Annotated in this window: 23 protein-coding genes; 7 read left to right on the top strand and 16 right to left on the bottom strand. The window is 66.1% G+C overall.

The annotated features are described in order from the left end of the window. The first annotated feature begins 69 nt into the window (after positions 1-69). The 7 genes from lgt to Q7V45_RS03930 all read left to right on the top strand — a co-directional run bounded on the left by lgt (position 70) and on the right by Q7V45_RS03930 (position 7,866). Positions 70-906 carry a prolipoprotein diacylglyceryl transferase gene (gene lgt, locus Q7V45_RS03900; protein WP_304847282.1) on the top strand — a complete coding sequence of 279 codons (837 nt, stop codon included), beginning with the start codon at positions 70-72 and terminating at the stop codon, positions 904-906. A 10-nt stretch (positions 907-916) separates the two neighbouring features. Then, complete coding sequence (locus Q7V45_RS03905; RefSeq protein WP_304847284.1) at positions 917-1,996, top strand: class I SAM-dependent methyltransferase; 1,080 nt, start codon at positions 917-919, stop codon at positions 1,994-1,996. Continuing rightward, a complete protein-coding gene (pgeF, locus tag Q7V45_RS03910; protein ID WP_304847286.1) occupies positions 1,993-2,760 on the top strand; it encodes a peptidoglycan editing factor PgeF in 768 nt (255 codons plus the stop codon). The genes Q7V45_RS03905 and pgeF overlap by 4 nt, the downstream gene beginning before the upstream one ends. Positions 2,761-2,814: 54 nt before the next feature. Further along, positions 2,815-3,795, top strand: coding sequence for a hypothetical protein (locus tag Q7V45_RS03915; protein ID WP_304847289.1), 981 nt, complete (start codon positions 2,815-2,817; stop codon positions 3,793-3,795). A 130-nt stretch (positions 3,796-3,925) separates the two neighbouring features. Then, entirely contained in the window at positions 3,926-5,512 is a 1,587-nt protein-coding gene (locus Q7V45_RS03920; protein ID WP_304847292.1) for an ABC transporter substrate-binding protein, read from the top strand. 108 nt (positions 5,513-5,620) lie between these two features. Then, complete coding sequence (locus Q7V45_RS03925; RefSeq protein ID WP_304847295.1) at positions 5,621-7,189, top strand: ABC transporter substrate-binding protein; 1,569 nt, start codon at positions 5,621-5,623, stop codon at positions 7,187-7,189. Positions 7,190-7,446: 257 nt separating this feature from the next. Next, positions 7,447-7,866: a helix-turn-helix domain-containing protein gene (locus Q7V45_RS03930; RefSeq protein ID WP_304847297.1), complete on the top strand. Its 420-nt coding sequence runs from the start codon at positions 7,447-7,449 to the stop codon at positions 7,864-7,866. A gap of 3 nt (positions 7,867-7,869) precedes the next feature. On the opposite strand, the gene Q7V45_RS03935 is transcribed toward Q7V45_RS03930, so the two are convergent. The 16 genes from Q7V45_RS03935 to Q7V45_RS04010 form a co-directional block, all read right to left on the bottom strand. Then, positions 7,870-8,481 carry a 2OG-Fe(II) oxygenase gene (locus tag Q7V45_RS03935; RefSeq protein WP_304847299.1) on the bottom strand — a complete coding sequence of 204 codons (612 nt, stop codon included), beginning with the start codon at positions 8,479-8,481 and terminating at the stop codon, positions 7,870-7,872. 245 nt (positions 8,482-8,726) lie between these two features. Further along, positions 8,727-10,304 (bottom strand): ABC transporter substrate-binding protein, encoded by a 1,578-nt coding sequence (locus Q7V45_RS03940; RefSeq protein WP_304847301.1) that lies wholly within the window; start codon positions 10,302-10,304, stop codon positions 8,727-8,729. A gap of 152 nt (positions 10,305-10,456) precedes the next feature. After that, on the bottom strand, positions 10,457-11,836 hold the full coding sequence (locus Q7V45_RS03945; RefSeq protein WP_304847303.1) for a TRAP transporter large permease subunit: 1,380 nt from the start codon (positions 11,834-11,836) through the stop codon (positions 10,457-10,459). Positions 11,837-11,848: 12 nt separating this feature from the next. Continuing rightward, positions 11,849-12,409: a TRAP transporter small permease subunit gene (locus tag Q7V45_RS03950; protein WP_304847306.1), complete on the bottom strand. Its 561-nt coding sequence runs from the start codon at positions 12,407-12,409 to the stop codon at positions 11,849-11,851. 69 nt (positions 12,410-12,478) lie between these two features. Beyond that, positions 12,479-13,528: a TRAP transporter substrate-binding protein gene (locus tag Q7V45_RS03955; protein WP_304847309.1), complete on the bottom strand. Its 1,050-nt coding sequence runs from the start codon at positions 13,526-13,528 to the stop codon at positions 12,479-12,481. 199 nt (positions 13,529-13,727) lie between these two features. Continuing rightward, a complete protein-coding gene (locus Q7V45_RS03960) occupies positions 13,728-14,765 on the bottom strand; it encodes an amidohydrolase (RefSeq protein ID WP_304847312.1) in 1,038 nt (345 codons plus the stop codon). A gap of 25 nt (positions 14,766-14,790) precedes the next feature. Next, complete coding sequence (locus tag Q7V45_RS03965) at positions 14,791-15,195, bottom strand: AtzH-like domain-containing protein (protein WP_304847315.1); 405 nt, start codon at positions 15,193-15,195, stop codon at positions 14,791-14,793. Between the two features lie 2 nt (positions 15,196-15,197). After that, on the bottom strand, positions 15,198-15,743 hold the full coding sequence (locus Q7V45_RS03970) for a sugar O-acetyltransferase (protein WP_304847318.1): 546 nt from the start codon (positions 15,741-15,743) through the stop codon (positions 15,198-15,200). A 28-nt stretch (positions 15,744-15,771) separates the two neighbouring features. After that, positions 15,772-16,953, bottom strand: coding sequence for an amidase (locus Q7V45_RS03975; RefSeq protein WP_304847321.1), 1,182 nt, complete (start codon positions 16,951-16,953; stop codon positions 15,772-15,774). Between the two features lie 22 nt (positions 16,954-16,975). Next, on the bottom strand, positions 16,976-20,101 hold the full coding sequence (locus Q7V45_RS03980; protein WP_304847324.1) for an efflux RND transporter permease subunit: 3,126 nt from the start codon (positions 20,099-20,101) through the stop codon (positions 16,976-16,978). 22 nt (positions 20,102-20,123) lie between these two features. Beyond that, positions 20,124-21,365, bottom strand: coding sequence for an efflux RND transporter periplasmic adaptor subunit (locus Q7V45_RS03985; RefSeq protein WP_304847327.1), 1,242 nt, complete (start codon positions 21,363-21,365; stop codon positions 20,124-20,126). A gap of 145 nt (positions 21,366-21,510) precedes the next feature. Continuing rightward, positions 21,511-22,125, bottom strand: coding sequence for a 30S ribosomal protein S4 (rpsD, locus tag Q7V45_RS03990; protein WP_298317368.1), 615 nt, complete (start codon positions 22,123-22,125; stop codon positions 21,511-21,513). Positions 22,126-22,315: 190 nt separating this feature from the next. Further along, positions 22,316-22,738 carry an OsmC family protein gene (locus tag Q7V45_RS03995; protein ID WP_304847340.1) on the bottom strand — a complete coding sequence of 141 codons (423 nt, stop codon included), beginning with the start codon at positions 22,736-22,738 and terminating at the stop codon, positions 22,316-22,318. A gap of 2 nt (positions 22,739-22,740) precedes the next feature. Next, positions 22,741-23,505 carry an RNA methyltransferase gene (locus Q7V45_RS04000; RefSeq protein ID WP_304847343.1) on the bottom strand — a complete coding sequence of 255 codons (765 nt, stop codon included), beginning with the start codon at positions 23,503-23,505 and terminating at the stop codon, positions 22,741-22,743. A gap of 18 nt (positions 23,506-23,523) precedes the next feature. Continuing rightward, entirely contained in the window at positions 23,524-25,032 is a 1,509-nt protein-coding gene (locus tag Q7V45_RS04005) for a DHA2 family efflux MFS transporter permease subunit (RefSeq protein ID WP_304847346.1), read from the bottom strand. 3 nt (positions 25,033-25,035) lie between these two features. After that, entirely contained in the window at positions 25,036-26,181 is a 1,146-nt protein-coding gene (locus Q7V45_RS04010) for an HlyD family secretion protein (protein WP_304847349.1), read from the bottom strand. Positions 26,182-26,195: the final 14 nt, after the last annotated feature.

Here is a 26,195-nt window from a genome sequence, read left to right on the forward strand (position 1 = left end):
GCCGATCCTCCCGGATCGGCGCCGCGACGATTTTGGGGATGCGATTCCCCGGCTATAAGGGTCGCCCTCATGAACACCCTCCCCGACAATCTCTTGGCCCCGATCCTCCTGGCGATCCCGTTTCCCGAGATCGATCCCGTCCTGGTCCAGCTCGGGCCCTTCGCCATCCGCTGGTACGCGCTGGCCTACATCGCGGGCTTGGTGATCGGCTGGCAGGTCATGCGCCGCGTCTGCGAGCAGCCGCCCAAGGTGCTGTCGCCGCTCAAGATCGACGACTTCCTGCTGTGGGCCGCGCTCGGCGTCATCCTGGGCGGGCGGCTGGGCTACGTGCTGTTCTACAAGCCGGGCTTCTACATCGAGCATCCGCTGGCCGCGCTCACCCTGTGGGAAGGCGGCATGTCCTTCCACGGCGGGCTGCTGGGAGTGATCGCCGCCATCCTGCTGTTCGCGATGCGCAACAAGGCCGATCCCTTCATGCTGTCGGACCTGGTGGCGATCGTGGCGCCGCTCGGCCTGTTCTTCGGTCGCTTGGCCAACTTCATAAACGGCGAATTGTGGGGTCGCGTGAGCGATGTGCCCTGGGCCATGGTCTTCCCGCGCGGCGGGCCCCTGCCGCGCCATCCCAGCCAGCTCTACCAGGCCTTCTTCGAGGGCGTGCTGCTCACCCTCATCGTGGTCGCGGTGTGGAAGCTCACCGAGGGCCGCCGCCGGCCCGGCCTGCTGACCGGCGTGTTCTGCGCCGGCTATGGCCTGGCCCGCATCGTGGGCGAGCTCTTCCGCGAGCCCGACGCGCATCTCGGCTACCTGTGGGGGCCGATCACCATGGGCATGCTGCTGTCGCTGCCCGTGCTGCTGTTCGGCTTGTGGCTGATGCTGCGGGCCTACCGCAAGCCTGCCCTGCCGTGACCGAGGCGCCGTGACCGAGCTGGGCGGGCTGATCGCGCGCCGCATCGCGCTCACCGGGCCGATCTCGCTGGCCGACTTCATGGCCGAGGCGCTGGGTCATCCGCGGCTGGGCTACTACCGCCGCGCGGTGCCCGTCGGCGCCGCCGGCGACTTCACCACCGCGCCCGAGATCTCGCAGATGTTCGGCGAACTGATCGGCGCCTGGCTGGCCGAGCGCTGGCTGGCGATGGGCCGGCCGGCCTCCGTGCGGCTGGTCGAGCTCGGCCCCGGCCGCGGCACGCTGATGGCCGATGCCCTGCGCGTGACCCGCGGCGTGCCCGGCTTTCAGGCCGCGATCGACCTGCATCTCGTCGACACCAATGCGCCGATGCGCGAGGCCCAGCGCGCGGCATTGCAGGCCCACCATCCGACGTGGCACGAGCGCTTCGACGAAGTGCCCGGGGGACCGTTGCTGCTGGTCGCCAACGAATTCTTCGATGCGCTGCCGGTCCGCCAGTTCCATCGCACCGCGACCGGCTGGCGCGAGCGCATGGTCGGCCTCGACGAGCAGGGCGGACTGCGGCTGGCCCTGGCGCCGGGCCATACGCCCTTCGCCCCACTGTTGCCCGATGCAGAGCAAGGCGCCGAAGCCGAACTCAGCGAAGCCGGAAGGTCGCTGGCCGGCGCGATCGGGGCGCGCATTTCCCGCGATGGCGGCTGGGCCCTCATCATCGACTATGGGCTGGAGAGCGCCGGCCGCGCCGCCTCGCTGCAGGCCGTGCGCGGCCATCAGGGCGCGGGCATCCTCGATCGTCCCGGCGAGACCGACCTCAGCGCCCATGTCGACTTCGCGGCTCTCGCCGCCGCGTCCGGCGTCACTGCCTACGGGCCGGTGGGCCAAGGCGCGTTCCTGCGCCGGCTCGGTCTTCCCGAGCGCGCGCAGGCCCTGAAGCGCAATGCAAAGGCGGCGCAGGCCGATGCCATCGATGCGGCATCGGCCCGCTTGATCGCGCCCGACCAAATGGGCACCCTCTTCCGCGTGCTGGCTCTCGGCGACGGCAAGAGCGCTCCCCCAGCCGGCTTTGTGGACACCCCCTCGGACGAAGCATGATCCAGGCCCAGACCCTTGCCGCCCTCGACGGGGTGCAGCACCGCTTCTTCACCCGCCGGGGCGGCGTCAGCACCGGTCTCTTTTCGTCGCTCAACTGCGGCTATGGCTCAGCCGATGCGCCGGAGCACGTGCGCGAGAACCGTCGCCGCGCAGCCGAGCAATTCGGTCTCGACGAACCCGACCTGCAGACCGTGCACCAGATCCATTCGGCCGACGTGCTGACGGTCACCGCGGAACGCTGGAGTTCGCCGGGCGCCCCCAAAGCCGACGGTCTCGTGACTGACCGGCCGGGCGTTGCGCTGGGCGTGATGGCGGCCGACTGCGCACCGGTGCTGCTGGCCGATGGCGCCGCCTCGGTGATCGGCGCGGCGCATGCCGGCTGGAAGGGCGCGCTGGGCGGTGTGGTCGACGCCACCATCGCGGCCATGGAGAAGCTCGGCGCCCGGCGCGAGCGCATCAAGGTCGTGGTCGGTCCCTGCATCGGGCCGGACTCCTACGAGGTCGGACCTGAATTCCCGGCGCCGTTCCTGGCGCAGGACGAGGCGAACGCCGCCTTCTTCCGGAACTCGACGCGCGCCGGCCATTTCATGTTCGACCTGCCGGGCTATCTGGTGCATCGCATCGCGCGCAACGGCGTCGCCGTGACCGCCACCGGCCACGACACGCTCACCGGCACCGACGACTTCTTCAGCTACCGCCGCAACACTCTGCAGGGCGTGCGCGACTACGGGCGCGGCCTGTCGGCGATCGCCCTCACGGCCTGACGTGCCCTACTTCATCATCCTGATGGTCTGCTGCCTGCTCGGGGTCGTCGCGACATGCGCCATGTTGTGATGCTGCTCTGCCTGCTCGCCCTCGCGGCGTGCGGCGGATCGCCCAGACCCTTCGAGCACAATCCGTCCCAGGTTTCCTACGGACGCCAGATCCGCGACAAGGTCGAGGTCGCGATCAGCCCGCCGCGCAACATGCCGCCGCAGATGGGCGAGCGGGTCGCGGCCGCCCTCGCCATCGAACTGCAGTCCTACGGGATCGTGGCCGCGGTGGCCCCCGCCGAGGCACCGATCCAGGTCGACGGCGTGATGAGCACCCGCGACGCCGGCATGTCGATCGAGGTCCAGGTCGACTGGAGCATCCGCGGCAAGCCGCGCACCGACGAGCCGGCGACCGTGAAGACGCGGGCGCCGCCCGAGGACTATGCCGGGCAGGCCGAGCGCCTGGTCTCGCGCATCGCGCAGCAGGCGGCACCCCGGGTCGCGACCCTGATCGGCAAACCGCCCAATTTCATCCCGCGCGCGCCCGGCCAGGTCGCCGCGGGCGTCACCATCCCCTACGAATTCCCGCCCGATCCCGCGGCCGCGCCACCGGCGCCGACAGACGGCCCGCCCACCACCACGACCGTTCCGACACCAGTCGCCGCCAAGCCCGCCGAAACGCAGGTCAAGGTGCTGGTGGCGCCGGTCACCGGGGCGCCGTCCGACGGCAACCGCCAGCTGACGTCCGGCATGCGGCGTGCGCTGGGATCGAGCAAGCTCGTGATCGTCGACCAGGCAGAAGAGGGCGCCTTCACCGTGGTCGGCACGGTGAACATGACGCCGATCGACGACCGCATGGCCCGGCTCGTCGTCAAATGGATCGTGAAGGATCCGGCCGGCAAGAATGTCGGCGACATCGAGCAGTCCAATCCCGTACCCCTCGCTGCGGCCAAGGGTTCCTGGGCGGGATTCGGCGACATCGTCGCCTCCGCCGCATCCGAAGGCGTGCTCCAGCTGCTCGAGCAGGCGATCAACAAGCCGCGCTGACGTCTGCGCAGCCTCTGAATCGGCTTGTCAGAGGGGGGTTCCCGGCTGCTACTGTCCCCCCGGGGCGGCTCGATTCTTGCAAGCTCGTGCGAGGACAAGAAATGGCCGCAAGACAGGGAGCTAAAAAATCATGTTTTCATTCAGGAAGTCGGCGCTAGCCGTCATGGCTGCAGCGGGTGTCAGCGGCGTCATGGCCGCTGCCCCGGTACAGGCACAGACGCTCAAGGTCGTGATGCATTCGGACGTGAAGATCCTCGATCCGATCTGGACCACGGCCTACATCCAGCGCAACCACGGCTACATGGTGTGGGACACGCTGTTCGCCATGGACGAGAAGTTCGACGTCAAGCCGCAGATGGTCGACAAGTACGACGTGTCGGCCGACAAGCTGACCTGGACCTTCACGCTGCGCGACGGTCTCGAATGGCATGACGGCAAGCCCGTGACCGCGGAAGACTGCGTCGCCTCGATCAAGCGCTGGGCCGCCCGCGATTCGATGGGTCAGAAGCTGATGGCGTCGGCCGAAGGGCTCGAGGTCGTCGACGCCAAGACCTTCAAGCTGAAGATGAAGGAGCCCTACGGCCTGGTGCTGCAGTCGCTCGGCAAGCCTTCGTCGAACGTGCCGTTCATGATGCCGAAGAAGACGGCCGAAACCGACCCGATGCAGCAGATCAAGCTCGAGGACGTGATCGGCTCCGGCCCGTTCATCTTCAAGGGCGACGAGTGGAAGCCCGGCGAGAAAATCGTCTACGTCAAGAATGCCAAGTACAAGCCGCGCGCCGAGCCCGCCAACGGCCTGGCCGGCGGCAAGGTGGTCAAGGTCGACCGCGTCGAATGGCTTGCCATGCCGGACATCCAGACGCAGGTGGCGGCGCTGCAGAGCGGCGAGATCGACATGATCGAATCGCCCGGCCACGACCTGCTGCCGCTGCTTGCCAAGGACAAGAACATCAAGCTGCTCAGCTTCAACCCGACCGGCAATCAATATACGTTCCGCTTCAACAGCACGGCCAAGCCCTTCGACAACGCGAAGGTCCGCCACGCTGTCTTCGTCGCCTTCGCGCAGGAAGACTTCCTCAAGGCCACGATCGGCGACCCGCAGTGGTTCAAGGTCTGCAAGGCGCCCTTCGTCTGCGGCACGCCGCTGGAGACCGACGCGGGCATGGCCGACGTGCTGAACGGCAATGCCGCCAAGGCCAAGCAGCTCCTCACGGAAGCCGGCTACGACGGCACGCCGATCGTGCTGATGCATTCGACCGACCTTCAGGTTCTCACCAACCTCGCCCCGGTCGCCAAGGCTCAGCTGGAGCGCGCCGGCTTCAAGGTCGACATGGTGTCGATGGACTGGCAGACGCTGGTCGCCCGCCGCGTCAAGAAGGACCCGCCGAACGCAGGCGGCTGGCACGCCTTCCTCACTTCGTGGGTGGCCGCCGACATCCTGAACCCCGTGATGGCCGGCTTCTTCAACTCCTCGTGCGACAAGGCCATGTTCGGCTGGCCGTGCGACGCGACGATCGAGAAGTATCGCGACCAGTTCTCCAAGGAGACGGACCCGGCGAAGCAGAAGCAGATCGTCGAGGAACTTCAGAAGTACTGGGTCAACCATCCGACCCACATCAACGTCGGCCAGTGGTACGCGCCGCTGGCCCGTCGCAACAACGTCGACGGCAACCTCACGGCGCCGGTTCCGGTGTTCTGGAACGTCACCAAGAAGTAGCTCGATACGCGCGCGGGGGGTCCTCCCCGCGCGCCCATCGATGAAGGCGGGCGCTCCCTGCCTTTTTCGATGGGGAAGAAACCCGGAGGGGGCTCTATGAAAAAAGTAATGAAGCGGACGCTCGCGGCAATGGTTGCCGGTGCGATCCTGTCGAGTGCGGGGCCGGTGCTGGCCCAGGGCAAGGTCGTCAAGTTCGTGCAGAACGGCAACCTGACGATCCTCGATCCGATCTGGACGACGGCCTACGTCACCCGCAACCATGGCTACTTCGTCTACGACACGCTGTTTGCGTCGGACGAGAACAACGTCGTCAAGCCGCAGATGGTCGACAAGTACGAGGTGTCCGCCGACAAGACGGTGTGGACCTTCACCCTGCGCGACGGCCTCGAATGGCATGACGGCAAGCCGGTGACGTCCGAGGACTGCATCGCCTCGATCAAGCGCTGGGGCGCCCGCGATTCGATGGGCCAGAAGCTCATGGACTTCGTGAAGGAGTTCAAGGAGGTCAATCCCAAGACCTTCCAGATGGTGCTGAAGGAGCCGTACGGTCTGGTGCTCGATTCGCTCGGCAAGCCGTCGTCACAGGTCCCGTTCATGATGCCGAAGCGGGTCGCCGACACCGATCCCTTCAAGCAGATCGACAGCCAGATCGGCTCGGGCCCGTTCATCTACGTGAACGCCGAGTCCAAGCCCGGCGAGAAGCACGTCTACGCCAAGAACACCAAGTACAAGCCGCGTCCCGAGCCGCCCTCGATGCTGGCCGGCGGCAAGGTGGTGAAGATCGATCGCCTCGAATGGCTCGCGATCTCCGACCCGAGCACGGCGGTCAATGCCCTGATCCAGGGCGAGATCGACCTGATCGAGATTCCGGTGCCCGATCTCTTCCCGCTGCTGAAGGCCGACAAGAACGTCGAGCTCTACGGCTGGAACGCGCAGGGCAGCCAGATCATCATGCGCTTCAACCACCTCCACCCGCCGTTCAACAACCTGAAGGCCCGGCAGGCGGCGATGTATGCGATCGCCCAGGAAGACTTCCTGCGCGCCCAGGTGGGCGATCCCGAGATCTACCGGGTCTGCAACGCGCCACTGGTCTGCGGCTCGCCCTACGAGAAGAGCTACGGCAACCTGCTGGTCAAGCCCGATCTCGAGAAGGCGCGCCAGCTCCTGAAGGAGAGCGGCTATGACGGCACGCCGATCGTCATGATGCATGCCACCGACCTGCTCTCCTCGAACCAGCTTCCGCCGGTCGGCAAGCAGGCGCTGGAGAAGATCGGCTTCAAGGTCGACCTGCAGTCGATGGACTGGCAGACGGTCGTGACGCGCCGCGCCAAGAAGGATCCGCCGGCGCAGGGCGGCTGGAACATCTTCTACACGACGACCGTCACGGTCGGTACCGAGAGCCCGGCCGGCAATTCCTTCACCAGCGGCGGCTGCGAAAAGGCCTGGTTCGGCTGGCCGTGCGATGCCGAGATGGAGAAGCTTCGCGCGTCGTACGCCAGGGAAGTCGACCCGGCCAAGCGGAAGGAGATCGCCATGGCCGTCTCCGACCGGGTGATGGACCAGGCCACGTACATCGTGCTCGGCCAGTACAAGGCGTTCGGCGCCTACCGCAAGGACCGGATCAGCGGCTGGCTGCCCGGCCCGGTGCCGGTGATGTGGAACATCACCAAGAAGTAACGGTATCGCTGCCAACAACAGTCGATCGGGGGACCTTCGCCAGGCAGGCGAAGGTCCCCCTTCTCGTTTGTGAAGGACAGCCGCAATCAAGCGGCTTGGGCGAAGCCGGCGGCGAGCTTGTTGCGCCCTTTGGTTCACCGGAGAACCTGCAGTCGAGTTTCTTCAGATTCGTAGCTTTCACAAAGTGACTGGAAACATCTGGGAGGATCGCTATATATTCCTGAGTAAGTACCCATTCGTAACCATGAGGTTTTTCCATGAGCACCTCGCCCCCCGCGACCCCCGCCCAGGCCAAGGAAAGCGTCAGCTGCCCGATGGACTTCATCCTCCGCATGCTGATGGGCCCGTGGACGACCTACATCCTCTACAATCTTCGCACCCATGGGCCGCAGCGCTTTGGCGAGCTGAAGCGCCGGGTCTCGGGCATCTCGGCCAAGATGCTGACCGAGCGCCTGCGCACCCTGGAAGGCGCGGCGCTGGTGAAGCGTGACTACGAGGCGACCATCCCGCCCAAGGTCACCTATTCCCTCACCAAGCGCGGCGGGGAACTGGACGAGGTCATGGACCGGCTGGCCGAGATCGCCATCCGCTGGGAAGCCGAGGACGCCGCCAGGCGCAGCGGCCGCGCGATCGAGACGTCTCCCGAGAAGGCGCCTGCGCTGCAGGCGGCGGAGTAACCGTCAGCCGCACAGCCAGATGTTCACGGCAAAGCGGCCATCGGCAAAGGCGCCATCGGGACAGGAGACGCGCTCGACTTCGTGACGCGCCGTCGAGGGGAAGACGAGCAGGCTGTCGTGCACCGGCTCGACATCGATCGTCTGGCCGCCGCCCAGGTCGAAGAGCCGAAGACGCCCGCCCGTGAAGCGGCGCGGCTCGCGGTGAAAGTAGTAGACCATGGTGAGACGCCGGCGGCCGCCGGGCGTGTACTGGTCGCCGGTGAACGTATCGGTGTGCGGCCGGTAGAAGGCGCCGTCGCCATGCGCCACCAGTTCCATCTGCGTGCTGTTGGGTGGCGTGTGCGCCATCCCGAAATCCGCTTCCAGCTCCGCCTGCAGGGCCAACGCCCGGCGGCGCAGCGGCCGGGCAAAGGCGCCGAGATCCTTCAGGACAGCGGACAGGCGAGTGAGCGTTTCGAGGCGACCCGTGCCCTCGTGGGCGAGCCGCGTCGGTGCGAACCGGGCCTCGGACGCCAGAGCGTAGGCCAGGACACGGGCCGAGCCCGCCGCGCCGAGCCAGCCCGATAAAATCCGATGAGGCGGAAACCGCCCGCCAAGGAAACTCGGTTCCGGCATCCGCCAGCTTTCGTCGTGCTAGCCGACGCTGGCAAGGCATTGTTTTGGAACATTAATCCGAGTGCCTGGTTGGCACCGGCCGAGGGCGTTGAAGCAAATAGTCAGGAAAGGCTGCCAACTGGAGATGGCTCAAGGAGCCCCTGGCCCCGGCGGTTAATGTGAACTCTGAGCTGGCTGATCTGCCCGGAGTTCACCCAAGATCTTAGCCGAAGCCAATCCGATGCCGATGAATCAATGGCACGGCCCTACTTCTTCGACACGCCCCAGAACACCGTCACCGGCGGCGGCGGGGTGATCGTTCCGATATTTGCGCGCACGGCGCTGACGCCGAACCATTCGCCGAGCGGCACGTGGGTCACCACCTTGATGGCGCGCTCCTGAACGGCGGCCGCCGCTGCCTTCTTCTCGGCCTCGGTCGTCGACTGCACGTACTTGTCGCGCAGCTTCTCCAGCTCCTCGTCGCAGGGCCAGCCGGCGCGGGCCTTGTCGCAGCTGGCGATCAGGAACGGCGTCATCAGCGGATCGAGGATGTCGACCTGCGACCAGCTCGTCGAAAAGGCGTTCCAGCCACCTTCCGAGACCGGCACCTTCTTGGCCAGCCGCACGATCACGCTCTGCCAATCCATCGAAATCATGTCGACCTTGAAGCCTGCCCGCTCCAGCAGCGCCTTGGCCACCGGCCCGAGCTGCTTGATGACGCCAAGGTCGGTCGGCGCCAGCAAGGTCACGGGCGTGCCGTCGTAACCGGCTTCGGCCAGCAGCGCCCTGGCCTTGGCGGCATTGCCCTCGGCCAGCCCGGCCATGCCGGCATCGGTCGCCAGTGGCGTACCGCAGGTAAACATGGCCTTGCAGGTCTGATAGAAGCGCTTGTCGCCGATATTGGCCTGCAGGAAGTCCTCCTGGTTGAGGGCCAGCGCGGCGGCCTGGCGGACCTTCTCGTTGTTGAAGGGCGGCAGCAGCCAGTTCGGCCGGAAGGCGTACTGGTTGGAAACGCGTCCCTTGATGACGCGGACGCCCTTGTCCTTCTCGATCAGCGGCAGATGGTCGGCGGAGACGCTCTCGAGGTAGTCGATCTCGCCGTTCAGGAGCGCATTCACCTGGGTCTCGGCGTCGGGCATCGAAACCCACTCGATCCGATCGACGTTCACCACCTTGCCGCCGGACAGGCCCGATATCGGCTCGGAGCGCGGCTTGTACTTGGCGAACTTGGTATAGACGAGCTTCTCGCCGGGCTTCCATTCGTCCTTCTTGAACACGAAGGGGCCGGAGCCGGTATAGTCCTCGATCTGCTTGAACGGATCGGTCTCGGCGATGCGCTTGGGCATCATGAAGGGCACGACCACCGAGGGCTTGCCCAGCGCCTCGATCACCGCGCCGAACTTCTGCTTCAACACGATCTGGAAGGTCCTGGGATCGACGACCTTGTACTCCTGCAGGGACTGCGCCAGCTTCTGGCCCATCGCATCGCGTGCCGCCCACCGCTTCAGCGAGGCGATGCAATCCTCCGCCGTCACCGGCTGGCCGTCGTGCCATTCCAGCCCGTCGCGCAGCTTGAAGGTCCAGACGAGCCCGTCGTCGCTCGTGGTCCAGGTCTCGACCATCTGCGGCTTCACCTGGAACTTCTCGTCCATGGCGAAGAGCACGTCGTAGAGCATGTAGCCGTGATTGCGCGTGATATAGGCGCCGCTCCAGATCGGATCGAGCACCTTGACGTCCGAATGCATGACGACCTTGAGGGTCTGGGCGGACACGACCGATGGCAGCGCGATGGAGGAAAGCGCGGTCGCAAGTGCGACCGCCGAAGCAAGCACTAATCTACGCATGGAACGACCTCCGGAGATGGAGCCGGAAGTCTAGGCGGTGCCGACGGCCGCTGTCATGAGAAACGCTCGCGCCGGGCCAATCGAGGAGCCACGCAGCCCTCGGCAATTACAGCGAGAGAGAGGGAAATGCCGTACGTCCACCGACGCTCCAATCAGTCGAGGAATCCGAATTCGCGCGGCAGGTACAGGATGATTTCCGGCCAAATCATGCAGATGGCGACGGTGAGGACCTGCAGGGCCACGAACGGAACGATGCCGCGGTAGATGTGGGCCATCGTCACCGAGGGCGGCACGGTCGCCTTCATGTAGAAGAGCGCAAAGCCGAAGGGCGGCGTCAGAAACGCCGACTGCAGGTTCACGGCCACCAGGATCACGAACCAGACCATGAAGTCCTTGTTCTCGGCGATGTGCGGCGTGAAGTCGACCTTCAGCAGGATGGGCGCGAAGATCGGCAGGACGATCAGGCAGATCTCGAGGAAGTCGAAGAAGAACCCCATGATGAAGACCAGCACCATCACGAAGATCAGGATCTCCCAGCCTGAGTCGATACCGGCGGCCTTGAGCAGTTCAATCACCAGATCGTCGCCGCCCAGCGCGCGGAACACGAACGAGAACAGCGTCGCCCCGAAGATGATGAAGAACACGAGGGCGTTGGTGAGAGCCGAACTCTCGATCACCTCGTTCAACATCTTCAGGTTGAGGCGCTTGTTCCACCACGCCAGCAACAGCGCGCCGGCGCAGCCTGTTCCGCCGGCCTCCGTCGGCGTTGCCCAGCCGCCGAAGATCGAGCCCAGGACGACGAAAATCAGGAAGGCCGGTGGCAGGAAACTGCGCAGCACGAGGCGCAGGAGTTCGGTGGCGTTCTGCGGCCCCTCTGCCGACGAGAGGGGCGGCGCCATCTTGGGATTGAGCGCGGCATAGATGCAGATGTAGACGAGATAGACGCCCGCCAGCAGCAGCCCCGGCAGGATGGCAGCCGTGAACAGCGTTCCGACCGACAGCGTCATGAGGTCGCCCATGATGACCAGCATGATGCTGGGCGGGATCAGGATACCGAGCGTGCCCGCCGAGGCGATGGTCCCGACCGACAGTTCCTTCGAGTAGCCGCGCTCCAGCATGGTCGGCAGGGCAATCAGGGTGAGCATGATCACCGAGGCGCCGACGATGCCCGTGGTGGCGGCCATGATGGTCCCCATCACGGTGACCGAGATCGCAAGTCCGCCGGGAATCCGCCGGGTAATGACCTGAAGCGCCTTCAGCAACTCGTCGGCAACACCCGACTTCTCCAGGATCGTGCCCATGAAGACGAACATCGGGACGGCGATGAGGACCTGATTCTGGACGGCCTGGCCCCAGATTCGGGGGATCAGGCTTCCGAACTGGGCCGGGCGGAAAACGTCGAACGCGATGCCCAGCGCGCCGAAGGCAAGCGCAACGCCCCCCAGGACGAACGCCACCGGATAGCCCACGAACATGATGAACGTGAGCACGAGAAACATGAGGACAGAGAGATGGTCTGCGATCCATTCCATGGCCCGCCCCCCTCAGTGACTGGCCGCGGGCGAGGAAGCGCGCGCCGCGAGGTCCGGAGGACCGAACAGAATGACGAGCTTTCGCATCAGGACCGAGGCAACCGCCGCATCGACCAGCACCAGACCGAGGAACAGGCATCCCTTCAGGATCCAGCGGTACTCGAGTCCGTTCGGGGCGTCCGATCGCTCGTTCTGGAGGAACGACACCTGCGCGAACAGGAAAGAGTAGTAGGTTGCGACGATGCAGTAGGGAACGGCGAAGACGAGAATGCCGAAAATTTCGAGCTTCGCCTTCTGACGTTCCGTCTTGTTGGCGGTAAACACGTCGATGCGAACATGGGAATTCCGGACATAGGCATAGCCCAGCCAGAACAGGAACAAGGCGCCATGCAGGTGCCACTCGAGTTCCTGGATGGGGGTCGAACCGAACCCGGGAATCTGGAAGCCCAGCTTGCGCGTGAGCACATCCCAGCAGATGACGACGACCAGAGCGATAAACAGCCAACCGAACACGCGCGCAATACGCGCCAGAACACCGTTGATCGCATCGCTCGTATTCAGCAATGCCTGCATCAGAACGAACTCCCCCACAGAGAGAAGCGGCCGCTCGGTTGGAGCGGCCGCGTGCATCAGACCCAACGGCTACTTGAGATAGCCGCGTTCCCTCCAGATCGCGTATTCCTTCCGGAAGTTGCTGAGCGAGTCCCAGGCCTTTTTGAATTCCGGGCTCTTCGCGGACTGCTCGACCGCGACCTCGTCCCAGGCCTTCTGGAAGGCGGCGAGGAATTCGGGCCCCCAGGTCACGAGCTTGACGCCCTTGCTCTCGATTTCGGCCAGCGCCTTGGGCTGCAGCGACTCACCCAGGCTCATGCCGCGCAGCACGGTCTGGTCGCACGACGCCTCAATGATCAGCTTCTGGTGCGGCGACAGCGAGTCCCACTTGGCCTTGTTGATCATGAGGTCGCCGACCGTGGCCTGCTGGTGCCAGCCGGGGAAGTAGTAGAACTTCGCCACCTGGTGGAATCCGAGGCTGAGATCCATGGCCGGCATGGAGAACTCGGTGGCGTCGATCGTGCCAAGCTGCAGCGCCTGGAAGATTTCACCGGCCTGCAGGAGCTGGGTCGAGACACCGAGCTTCTGCATCACGTTGGCGCCGAGACCGAAGAAGCGCATCTTGAGGCCCTTCAGGTCGTCCAGCGTCTTGATCTCCTTGCGGAACCAGCCCGCAGCCTCGGGCGGGATCAGGTGGCACATGACCGAGTGGATGTTGTACTTGGCGTAGAGCGCCTGCATGAGTTGCTCGCCGCCGCCGTGCTTCATCCAGGCGAGGTACTCGCCGAGGCCGGGCCCGAACGGCACGGTCGCAAACACCGCGAAGGCGATGTCCTTGCCGGTCCAGAAGCCCGGCGTCGCCCAGGCGGCATCGAGCGCGCCCGACGCGACCGAGTCGAAGGCCTGACTCGCCGGCACCAGCGCGCCGGGTTCGAAGAACTTGATGTCGATGCTGCCCGCCGACAGCTTCCGAATTTGCTCGACCGTATAATTCGCGTTCGGCCCGAGCAGTGCCAGCGTCGACGCGAAGTTCGACTGCATCTGCATGCGGACCTTTTTGTCCTGGGCGGTCGCCGCGCCCGAACCCAAAGCGACCGCAGCAGCGGCGGCGACTCCAACTAACGCACCGAGTACGCGCATGTTTTCCTCCCATTGGTCAAAGCCATGCGAAGGACCTTGGTCGTCCGATTGGTGCTTTGTCCTTCGCTCCCTGATGCGGCGGCCGTTGACCGGCCTGCCGCCTGTTGCTCCATTTTGGATGCAACAGAATTCTATGGGAGCAAAACTGCCGGTCGCATGTCGAAATGTCAAACGGCGTTTCGGAAGGCGAACGAAAGGTTCAGGCGAGGCGATAGACGCGGGCAGCCGTGCCGGAGAACAAGGCCGACTTCTCCGCAGCGGACGCGCCGGACGAGAGGCGCTTGAAGGCGTTCCACAGCACGCCGTAGCCCGAGGTGATCTTGTCGACCGGGAAGTTGCTTTCGTACATGCAGCGATCGACGCCGAACAGCTCGATGCAGGTTTCGACCCAGGGCCTGAACGCCTCGGCGAGTTCCGGCGACCCCGGCGGCGTCGGGCGCCGGTAGAAGTCGAACCAGCCCATGGCCATGCCGAGGCCCCCCAGCTTCACCACGATGTTCGAACGACGGGCCAGCTCGGCCATCGACTTCTTCCAGGCCGCACGCACCTCGTCGTGGCGGCCGGCGTACCCGGCATAGCCGAGCGGCCCGCCGACATGGTCGAGCACGATATGCGTGCCCGGGAAGGAGTCGGCCAGTTCGGCAATCTCGGGAAGCTGCGGATGGTAGAGCCAGGCGTCGAACGTCAGGTCGCGCTTCGCCAGCTCGCGGAAACCCTCGCGCCAGGTCAGATCACGGGTCTGCTCGGGCGGCGGGTCGTTGCGGGAGTTGCGGACCCCCGGGTCCGCGTCCCAGCCGGTCTGGTGGCGAATGCCCTTGAAACGGCCGTTGCCGGCGGCGATCTGGGCGTCGAAAACGTCCCCCGCCCTTTCGCCGAGGCGCAGGTCGACATGGCCGACGATGCCGGCGCAGGCGCGCAAGTTGCCGTAGAGGCCCGACGCGCTCATCGCCGCGACGCCGTTGGCGAACTCGGTCTCGCCGATGCAGCGCAGCTCGGCCGGACCGTCCTTGCGGTACATCGAATGGCAGTCGACGAACACCGTGCCCACGATGTTGTGGCCGGTCCGCGTATCGGCCAAGAGGTCGTGAAACAGATAGTCGTTGCCGGGGCGCTGCCAGAGATGGTGATGCGGATCGACGATCGGCAGGTCAGGCTCGAGCGCGGGCTCGTTTACCTTGGCCACCCAGGCGGGATCGGGGTTCATCACGTTGCCAAGGCTTTCGGAAGGCTGGGCCATCGTTTCCTCCGTCGTGGGCTTTTCCTTAGTGGATCGGCTCTTCGGCCATCATCGAGACGTGAGCATGGACGACCTTCCAGCCGACGTCGGGCAGGCGCACCCACGTCTGCGTCTGCCGGCCGGTCATCTCCTTGCCGCGCACCTTGTAGACCAGCGAGACCGTCGCGATGTCGCGGCCCAGGGTGACGATGTCGAGCCGCAGCCGCTTTTCCTTGGAGCCGGGCCCCGGCGGGCGGGCGACACGAAAGGCATGGATGCGATCGAATCCGTAGCCGTGCTCGTTGTTGGCGAGACGGATCGTGTGCGGGCTGTTCCAGAAGGTGGCGTCGAGCACCTCGACGTTCTTGTCGATCAAAGCCTGCTCGTAGCGTTCGAACAATTCGCGCACCTCGGCCACGACTTCGGGAATATTCGGCGTCAGATCCGTCACGCTCACCTCGCTCTTGCTGGGTTTCCCACGACTGTAGCACCCGCCGGGACGTCGCGGGTGACGACGGCGCCCGCGCCCACGATCACCTCATCGCCGATGCTGACGCCCGGCAACACGATGGCGCCGCCGCCGATCCAGACATCGGCGCCGATGACGATGGGCCGGCCGAACTCGAGGCCGGCGCGACGCCGCGCGGAATCGCGGGGATGGTCCGCGGTAAGGATCTGCACGCCCGGCCCGATCTGGGTACGGTCGCCGATCGTGACCTTCACCACGTCGAGGATGATGCAGTTGAAGTTGAGGAACACGCCCTTGCCCAGGCTGATATTGTAGCCATAGTCGCAATGGAAGGGTGGCCGGATGTAGGCGCCCTCGCCCACTTCGGCGAGCATCTCGCGCAGCAGCGCCGCATGCTCACGCTGCGTGGCGGCGATTGAGGCGTTGTAGCGGTCCATCCATTCGGCGACGCGGCGCACGTCGGCGGCCAGCTCCTCGCCGGTCGCCACGTAGAGTTCGCCCGCCAGCATCTTCTGCTTCTCGCTCGTCAAGCGCCCTCCCGAGGCCTGCGGCGACGCTTCAGCCCGCCACCTTCTCCATCGCCCGCGCGACGGCCACCAGGGTCGCGTCGCTGCCGCGGGGGCCGATGATGGACAGGCCGACCGGCAGACCGTCAACCGTGATGGCGCCGGGCAGATTGACCTGCGGAAAGCCCGCCAGCCCGCCTTGCGCGCACAGGCAGGTGATGCGGTCGCGCAGCGGGTCCAGCACCGAGAGCGGCAGGCCGACCTTCGGCGCCGGAAACGGCGTGGTCGGCAGACAGAGGATCGTATCCGGCGGCAGCAGGTACTTCATACGGCTGCGGACTTCCTGGCGCATCAGGTTGGCCCAGACCTTGTCGCTCTCGGGGATCGTGGAGCCGGCGACCAATGCCTTGGCGACCGAGAAGGCGAAGCGCGGGTTGCGCTCGTCGAGCCAGCTCCTGAAGGTCGCATAGGCTTCGGCGGGCTGCAGCGTGCGCTGGGCACGCGCCCAGACCGAGAGGCCCTGCGGTGCCATGATCTCCTCGCGGCTCGAACCGATGAGCGTCGCGAGCTGCCTCACAATCGGCTGCAGCGCCTCGGAGGTGTCCGCGTCGGCGAAGCCGAAGGCGTCGACCGCGACGATGAGCTTCGACGGCAACGCCGCCGGGATCTCCTCGCCCAACATCACGGCGCAGACCTTCGCGAAGGTTTCGGCGTCGCGCGCGAACCATCCGGTCGTGTCCGAGGTCGGGGCCTGGGGCAGCATGCCTGTCACGTCGATCCGGCCATGCGTCGGTCGGATGCCATAGAGGCCGCAGAAGCTCGAGGGCACGCGCACCGAACCGCCGGTATCGGTGCCGAGCGCGGTGTCGCAGATCCCCGCCGCCACGGCGGCGGCAGACCCCGAGGACGAGCCGCCCGGGACACGGCCCGGGGCGCGGACGTTCTTCGGCGTGCCGTCGAAGGCATTCTCGCCCAGGATGCCGAGCGACACCTCGTCGGTGATGGTCTTGCCGATCAGGGTGGCGCCGGCATCGAGCAGCGTCTGGACCGCCCAGGCATGGCTTTCGGGAACCGGGCGCCCGGTGGGCCAGTCGTGGTTGCCGCCGCCGGTCGGCACGCCCGCCACCGCGAACAGATCCTTGGCCGCGAAGGTCAGGCCCGACAGCGGGCCGCCCGCCCTGCCCTCGATGCGCACGCGAGGTCCGGGAACGAAGGCGCCGATCTCGTCAGTCATGGAACACTCTCAATGGGAAAGCCTACTCGGCCGGCGCCGCCGGCAGGCGGCCCTTGGTGCGCCAGCGTCTCGCCCAGCCGGGGCTGAATTTCATGCCGGTGAGCCTGTCGAACCACATGTACACGACGGGCGTTATGAACAGCGTCAGGATCTGCGACACCATCAGGCCACCGACGACGGTGATGCCCAGCGGCTGGCGCAGTTCGGCGCCGGCGCCATGCCCCACGGCGATCGGCAGCGCACCGAGCAAGGCGCAAACGGTCGTCATCATGATCGGCCGGAAGCGCAGCAACGCGGCCTCCACGATCGCCGTCTCGGCATCTGCGCCCTGCCCGCGCCGCTCGATCGCGAAGTCGACCATCATGATGGCGTTCTTCTTCACGATGCCGATCAGCATCACCACACCGATCATGGCGATGACCGACAGGTCCATGCCGAACAGCATCAGGGTGGCAAGCGCGCCGATGCCGGCCGATGGCAGGCCCGACAGGATGGTCAGCGGATGGATGAAACTCTCGTAGAGGATTCCCAGGATGATGTAGATCACCAGCACGGCCGCCAACAGCAGCAGGCCCTGGTTGGCGACCGCCTGCTGGAAGACCTGGGCGCTGCCCTCGAAACTGGTGGTGATGGTGGCCGGCAGGCCGACCTCCGCCGCCGCCGCCTGGATGTCGCGCACGGCCTCGCCGAGCGCCACCCCCGGTGCGAGGTTGAAGGAGATCATGACCGACGGAAGCTGCGCGATGTGGTTGACGGTCAGCGAGGTCGGCTTGTCGATGCGCTTGGCCAGCGTGTCGAGCGGCACGAGGCCGCCATTGGGCGTGCGGACCTGCAGTTTCCGCAGGATGTCACCGGCGTCGCCGTACTTCGGATCCGCCTCGAGGATCACCTGATAGGTGTCGTCCGATGCGTAGATGGTCGACACCTGCCGCGACCCGAAGGCCGAGTAGAGGAGCAGGCGGATCTGGTCGACCGAAACGCCGAGGCGCGAGGCGATGTCGCGATCGATGTCGATCATCGCCGATCGGGCCCGCACCTGCAGGTCGGAGTTCACGTCGAGGATCGCCGGGATGCGGCGCATCCTCGCCTCCATCAGCGGGGCATACTCGCGCAGCTGGTTGAGGTCGCTCGACCGCATGCCGAACTGGTATTGGGCGCGGCTCTGCGTCGTGCCGATGTTGATCGACTGGGCGGCCTGGAAATACACGTTGATGCCCGGCACGGCGGCCGTCGCCCGGCGCAGGCGGGCGATGACCTGCTGGGCGCTGTCCGTACGCTCCGGCTTGTCCCGCAGCATGATGAAAACGCGCCCGGAATTCACCGTGGCCGCCGCGTTGCCGCCGCCGACGGTCGACACGACCGAGGCCACGTCGGGGTCGCGTCGGATGACCTCGGCCAGCGCCGACTGGCGGGCCACCATCGCGTCGAAGGACGCGTCGTCCGGCCCGATCGTGGACCCCTGGATCTGGCCGATATCCTCCGACGGGAAGAAGCCCTTCGGGATTGCCTGGAAGAGGACCGCGGTGACGACGAAGGTTCCGAGGGTGATCGCGAGCACCAGCCGGGGAAAGCGGACCGTGTGCCGCAACGCCCAGACATAGCCATTGGTGACCTTCGTGAATCCCCACTCGAAACCGCGCAGGAGCACGTTGTGCTTCTCGTGATGATCGACAGGCTTCAACCAGCGCGAACAGAGCATCGGCGTCAGGGTCAGCGACACGACGCCCGAGATCAGGATGGCGAAGGCGATGACGAGGCCGAACTCGTTGAACATGCGCCCGACGACGCCGCCCATGAACAGCACGGGAATGAACACGGCGACCAGCGAGAGCGTCATGGAGACGATCGTGAAGCCGACCTCCCGGGAGCCCTTAAGCGCGGCCGCCATCGGCTTCTCGCCCGCCTCGATGTGGCGGACGATGTTCTCCAGCATGACGATGGCGTCGTCGACCACGAAGCCGACGGCCAGGGTCAGTGCCAGCAGGGATATGTTGTCGATCGAATGGTCGCAGAGATACATGCCGGCGAAGGTGCCGATGATCGAAATCGGCAGCGCGATCGCCGGGATCATGGTCGCCCGGACGCTGCGCAGGAAGAAGTAGATCGCAATGATCACCAGGACGGCGGCCAGAGCCAGGGTGAACTCGACGTCGGCGATGGCCTCGCGGATTGGCTTCGAGCGGTCGGCCAGCAGGTGGATCTCGACCCCCGCCGGCAGTTCGGCCTGGATCTGCGGGATGATGGCCTTGACCCGATCGACCACCTCGACCGTGTTGGCGTCGGGCTGGCGATAGACACCCATTATGATGGCGCGCGTGCCGTCGAGCCAGCTCGCCACCTTGTCGTTCTCGACGCTGTCGATGGCCGTCGCCACGTCGGACACGCGGACCGGCGCGCCATTCTGCCAGGTGACGATCACCGGCATGTAGTCCGCGGCCTTGTTGATCGGCCCCGTCGCCTCGAGAATGGCGTTCTGCTTCTGGTCGGCGATCGAACCGACCGGCTTGCTCGAGTTGGCGTTGACGACGGCGGTCTGCAGCTCCTGCAAGGTCAGCCCGCGAACCGCAAGCTGGTCGAGGTCGGCGCGGACGCGGACGGCGAATTTCTGCGAGCCGAAGATCAGGACCTGCGCCACGCCCGGCAGGGTCGACACGCGCGGCATGATCGCCCGATTGACGAAGGCATCGACGTCCGAGAGCCGGGCCTGGCTCGACTTGAGTGCGAGGAACATCACCGCCCAGTCCGCCGGATTGACCTTGCGGAAGCTCGGTGGTGTCGTCATCTCGGGCGGCAATCGGCGCATAGCCGAGGAGATCGCCGACTGAACGTCGAGCGCGGCGCCGTCGATGTTCCGGTTGAGGTCGAACTGGAGGACGATCGAGGTGTTTCCGAGCGAGGACGTCGAGGTCATCGTGGTCACACCGGCGATCGTCGAGAATTGACGCTCTAGGATCGACGCGACCGAGGCGGCCATCGTTTCAGGGCTGGCACCGGGAAGCTGCGCAGTGACCTGGATGGTCGGAAACTCGACGCGCGGGATGGCCGCGACCGGTAGCTGCTTGTAGGCGAATATGCCGCCGAGGACGAACGATGCCATCAACAGGATGGTCATCACCGGACGGCGGATGCAAAGTTCAGAGATGTTCACGTCCCGCCTCCGCTAGGATCCGCTATCCACGTGGTGGCGCCGCGGGCCGGTTTGGGTCCACCGTCGGCGGCCGAATCGTCACCGATGCGCCCTGGACCAGCCGGAGCTGGCCGTCGACCACCACCTGCTCCCCGCTTTCGACGCCCTTGCCGATCACGGCCCGCCCGTCCTGCGTACGCTTGACGACGACCTGCCTGAGCTCGGCCACGCCGTCCTTGATGACGAACACGAACGGTCCCTGTGAACCGAGCTGAACGGCGCTCGAGGGGACCGAGAGGGCGTCGGACTCGATGCCGAGCACAATCTCCACCTTGACGAACTGGCCGGGCCACAACAGCTCGTTGGCGTTGCCGATGCGCGCCTTCGCGGTCACCGTGCCGGTATTCGGGTCGACGCTATTCTCGATGAAGGCCATCTCGCCGGACTGCTTCTTGGAGTCGTCGATGATCGCCGTGACCGTGACCGGGCCCTTGGCCATCGCAGCGCGCAGGTCCGGCAGGATGATCTGCGGGATGGCGAAGGTGACATAGATCGGGTCGATCTGGTTGATCGTGGCCAGGGTGCTGGTGGCCGAGTTGTCGCCGGTGCGGACGACGGCCCCCGCCTTGTTCGCGATCGAGCCGATGCGGCCCGAGACCGGCGCCCGGATCTCCGTGAAGGTGAGCAGGGTCTGGACGCTGGCCTTGGCGGCCTCATCCGCCTCGAGCTGCGCTTCGGCGGCCTTCAGGGCGGTACCGGCATTGTCGCGCTGCACCACGGTGCCGGCGTTCTTCGACAGGAGTTCCTCGTTGCGCTGAAGGTCGCGCCGGGCCTGCATGACCTGCGCCTGGTCCTTGCGGATCTGCGCCTCGATCTGGCCGAGCTGTGCCTTCAGGCTGCGTGCATCTAGTTCGAAGAGGATGTCGCCCTCCTTCACGAGGGCGCCCTCCTCGACATTCACCTTCATGATCTGGCTGTCCATCCGCGGCTTGATCTGGACGGAGGCGATCGACTGGACCGTTCCGACGGCATCGACCACGACGGGCATGGCCTCGCGCGTGACCGGCATGACCACGACCGGCACCGCCCCTCCGGGATTGGCGCGGCCGCGGCGACCCTGCGGCTGCGCGCCCGCAGCGGGGCTCGACTGGGCCTCGGCCGTCTTGGCCGCCGTACCCATGCCGATATAGGGGCCACCCACCCGGATCACATCATCGCGGTAGACGTAGGCCGCTCCGCCGATCGCAACGATCGAGACGAAGACCGCCGCACGGACGAATCCCATTCCAAGACTCCAGTCCCCAAGCCCCGGCGGGATTATAGCCCCCCCACCGGCCGGCGATAGCCGGAAACACTTTTCCTGCCAGAAACTTGATGCAAAAAACCCGCCACGATCGGGCGGGTTCTTCGTCAGTTCCAGGGTCGGCCGCTCAGCGGCTGTAATACTCGACGACCAGCGACGGCTCCATCTGGACCGGGTACGGCACGTCGGCCAGCTTCGGCCCGCGAACGTACGTGCCCTTCATGTCCTTGTGATCGGCCGTCACATACTCCGGCACGTCGCGCTCGGCGGTCTGCGTCGCCTCGAGAACCCGCTCCATCTGGCTGGCCTTGGAGGTCAGCTCGATGACGTCGTTGTCCTTGACCTGATACGACGCGATGTTGACGCGGCGGCCGTTCACCTTGACGTGGCCGTGGCTGACCAGCTGGCGCGAGGCGAAGACGGTGATGGCGAACTTCATGCGGTAGATCACCGCGTCCAGCCGGCGCTCAAGCAGCTCGACCAGGTTCTCGCCGGTGTCGCCCTTGCGGCGGACGGCTTCGGCATAATAGCGGCGGAGCTGACGCTCGCTGACCGAGCCGTAGTAGCCCTTGAGGCGCTGCTTGGCCATGAGCTGGAGGCGGTAGTCGGTCGGCTTGGTGCGACCCTGGCCATGCTGGCCGGGACCATATTCACGCTTGTTGAGCGGGCTCTTGGGACGGCCCCAAAGGTTGACCCTGAGGCGTCGGTCGATCTTGTACTTCGAATTTGCGCGCTTGCTCACGCTGCACTCCGTCATTATGCGCCCCGCTTCGCGGGTACGCGGTGTTGTCCGGATAGGCCTTGGTCCGACACAAAAGTCGGGGCGGGAGGAGAGCCCGAACGGCTCTCAACCACGTTCTCCGGAAGAAGCGCGGAACATACCGGCCGTTTCCGGCCAGTCAAGCAGGCGTTAATCCTTCCAGATCAACCACTTAGATCTCGACCAGCACGACTTCGTGGGTCACGGCGGCGGATTTCTTCACCATGGCGGTGGCCGAGCAGTACTTTTCGTCCGACAGGCTGACCGCGCGTTCGACCAGCGCCTTGTTCAGCTTCCGGCCCCGCACCGTGTAGACCAGCTTCACCGAGGTATAGACCTTGGGATGGTCCTCGGCCCGCTCGGCGACCAGCGAGACCTCGACCCCCTCGATGTCCTGGCGCTGCTTCTTCAGCATCGAGACGACGTCGATGGCGGTGCAGCCGCCCATCCCCATCAGCAGGACCTCCATGGGTCGGGAGGCGAGATTGTGGCCTCCGATCTCGGCGGCGCCGTCCATGGTGATCGTATGGCCGCTGCCGCCTTCGGCGACCAGCAGCGCGCCGTCGACCCAGGTGATCTTGGCGGTGGTGGACATGGCTATTCCTTGTGCTGTTTCTTGGACAGGAACTTGATGACGCCGTGGAAGGTGCGCACCTCCTGCTCTGTCATCTCCGCGCGCTGCAGCAGCGCCCTGAGATTGAGCACCATGGACGGCCGCATCTCCTTGTTCCGCAGGAAGCCCGACTGGTCGAGCGCACGCTCGAGATGGTCGAAGAGGCTTTGCAGTTCCTCCTTGGTCGCCGGCCGGGCGGCGTGGTCGGAAAGCCGCTCGGGCGGCGTCTGGTCGCCGGCAGCTGTCCATTCATAGGCCACCAACAGCACCGCCTGCGCCATGTTGAGCGACGAGAATTGCGGATTGAGCGGGATCGAGAGGGCGGTATCGGCATGGACCATGTCGTCATTCTCGAGACCGGTCCGCTCGGGCCCGAACAGGATACCGACGCGTTCCCCCCGGCCGATCCAGCCATGCATCTCGGTCGCGGCCTGGCGCGGCGTCACGATGCGCTGCACCAGTTCACGATTGCGCGCCGTCGTGGCGACCACCCGTTCGAGGTCGGCGACCGCCTCGCCCACAGTGTCGAAGACCTCGGCCTTCTCCAGCACGATGTCGGCGCCCGAGGCGGCGCGCTGCGCCCGCTCGTTGGGCCAGCCGTCGCGCGGCGCGACCAGCCTGAGAGTCGACAGGCCGCAATTCAGCATGGCGCGTGCCGCCATGCCGATGTTCTCCCCGAGTTGCGGGCGCACGAGGACGACCGCCGGTGTGGCGGCGTCGACGTCGCGGCCCTTCGATGCGCGTCCCATGCCGACCTAATAGCGTGGTCAGCGGCCGGCGATAAGGGGCGGGCGACGCATGAAGAAGAGGAGCGGAATCAGCACCAGCGAGCAGATCATCATGATGCGGAAGTCGTTCAGGTAGCCGATCAGCGCGGCCTGCCGGGTGATCTCGCCGTCCCAGATCGCAAGCTGCGTGGGGTCGAGACTGACCCCGGCGGGGTTCATCGGCCAGCCCGGATGATAGGGCGTGAACTTCTCCACCATGTCGGCGCGGTTCTGCTGGGTGTTGCTGGCCAGCATCGAGACCAGAACGGCGATGCCGATGCTGGCGCCCAGGTTGCGCAGCAGCGCGTTCACCGCGGCCCCCTCGGTGCGCAGGCGCTGCGGCAGGGTGGCGAAGGTGAGAACGGTGAGCGGCGGGAAGACAAGGCCGAGACCGAAGCCCAGCAGGACGCCGTTCCAGATGATGCGCGACTCGCTGACGTTGAGGTTGAACAGCGTCATGTCGTAGAGCGAGAGCGCCGCCAGCGCGAAGCCGATGCCGATCAGCAGGCGCGCATCGACGCGGCCGATCAGGCGCGACACCATCATCATCGACACCATCATCCCGGCGCCGCGTGGTGCCAGCACCACGCCGGTCGTGAAAACGGGATAGCCCATGAGCTGCTGCAGGAAGGGCGGCATCAGGGTCGCCGTCACGATCAGCAGGAGGCCGGCCAGGGCGGTGAAGCTGAGGCCGACCGTGAGGTTGCGGTCGAGGAACAGCTCGCGCGACAGGAACGGCTGCCGGTCCGTCATCATGTGAATGATGAACATGGCGAACGCCACGGCGGCCACCAGCGTCTCGCCGATGATCTCGACCGAGTCGAACCAGTCGAGCATGTGCCCGCGATCGAGCATGAGCTGGAACGAGCCGATGGCGACTGCGAGCAGGGTGAAGCCCAGCAGGTCGAAGCGCCGCGGCGCGCCGTGCACGTTGTCGCGCACGAGGGCGAGGATGCCGACCGCGCACAGGATGCCGACCGGCAGGTTCACGTAGAACACCCAGCGCCACGAGAATTCATCGGTCAGCCAACCGCCCAGCGAGGGTCCCGCGATGGGGCCGAGCATCGTGCCGACGCCCCACATGGCCATCGCCTTGCCCTGCTCCTCGCGCGGATAGGTGTCCATCATGATGGCCTGCGAAACCGGCACCAGGGCCGCGCCAAACCCGCCCTGCAGGGCGCGGAACAGGACGAGCTGGTCGAGCGTCTGCGCGGCGCCGCACATCATCGACACGATGGTGAAGCCGATCACGCAGGTCGCCAAGGTCCGGCGCAGCCCGAACCGCATGGCGCAGAAGCCGGCCAGCGGCGTCAGGATGGCGGATGCCACGATGTAGGAGGTGACGACCCACGAGACCTGTTCCTGCGTCGCCGACAGCGATCCCTGGATCGACGGCAGCGCCACGTTGGCGATGGTGCCGTCGAGCGCATGCATGATGGTGGCGGCCATCACCGTGAAGGTGATCAGGCGGCGGCGGCGCAGCACCGCCGGGTCGACGGCCGGCGCCATCGGCTAGGGCTTGGGCGAAGCGGACGCGCTCGAGAGGCCGAGCGACTTGGCCCATCCCGCCCACAGGCTGGCGAGCGAGCGCGTGTGGCCGGTCTCGACCCCGACCGTTGTGCTCATGCCGACCCTGAGCGGCGGATCGCCCTCGCGGCAGGCGACCGACAGTCGGACGGGAATGCGCTGGACCACCTTCACCCAATTGCCGGTGGCGTTCTGCGGCGGCAGCACGGCGAACTCCGCGCCGGTCGACTGCGAGATGCTCGACACCGTGCCCCAGCATTCGGACTCCGGATAGGTGTCGACATGGATCAGCACCTTCTGGCCCGCCCGCACGCGCGTGAGCTCGGTCTCCTTGAAGTTGGCCTCGATCCAGAGATCGGTGTCGGCCACCACCACCATCACCGGCACGCCGGCGGTGGCATAGCTTCCCGGCACCGGTCGCTTGCTGACGATGCCGTCGATCGGCGATTCGATCGTGGTTCGGCGCAGTTGCAGCAGTGCCTCCTCGCGCATCGCCATCATCTGGCGCACGCGCGGATGGTTGTCGGCGCGAATCTTGGGATCGCCGGCCAGCGCCGCCTCGATGCGCTGCAGATCCTCCTGGGCCGCGGAGATGCGCTGACGTGCGACGTCGAGGCCCATGCGGGCCTCCTCGAGCTTGGCGGTGGAGACGACCTTCTTCTCGGCCAGCTCCGACTGCCGGTCGAATTCGGCCTGTGCGAAGGTCTGCTGGCTGAGCGCCGCCTTGATCTCCTCGCGCTTGGTCCGCCACTGGGCGCGCAGGCCGCGAATCTCGGCGCGCACGGTCTCGGTCTCGGCTTCGATGCGGCTGAGCGCGTGGCGATAGGACTGGTCGTCGAGCCTGAACAGGAGCTGGCCACGCGAGACCCTCTCGTTCTCCTGCACCGGCACCTCGACGATGAGGCCGGAAAGCTGGGTCGCGATCTGGGCACGATCGCCCTTCACATAGGCATTATCGGTGGTGACCGTGCCGCCCGAGGCCAGCCAGACCAGCAGCGTGGCGGCCAGCACGATCGCCGGCAGCGCCCACATGAAGGCGCGCGCGAACATGCGGACGCCGAATCGCGGACGGCGCAGGACGGCCGCCGCGATGGGCGGTGTCTGGGTGTCCAGATGCTCTCCGTCTCGCACGCTTATATGGTCTG

The sequence above is a fragment of the Reyranella sp. genome (assembly GCF_030651995.1).
Taxonomy (GTDB): Bacteria; Pseudomonadota; Alphaproteobacteria; order Reyranellales; family Reyranellaceae; genus Reyranella.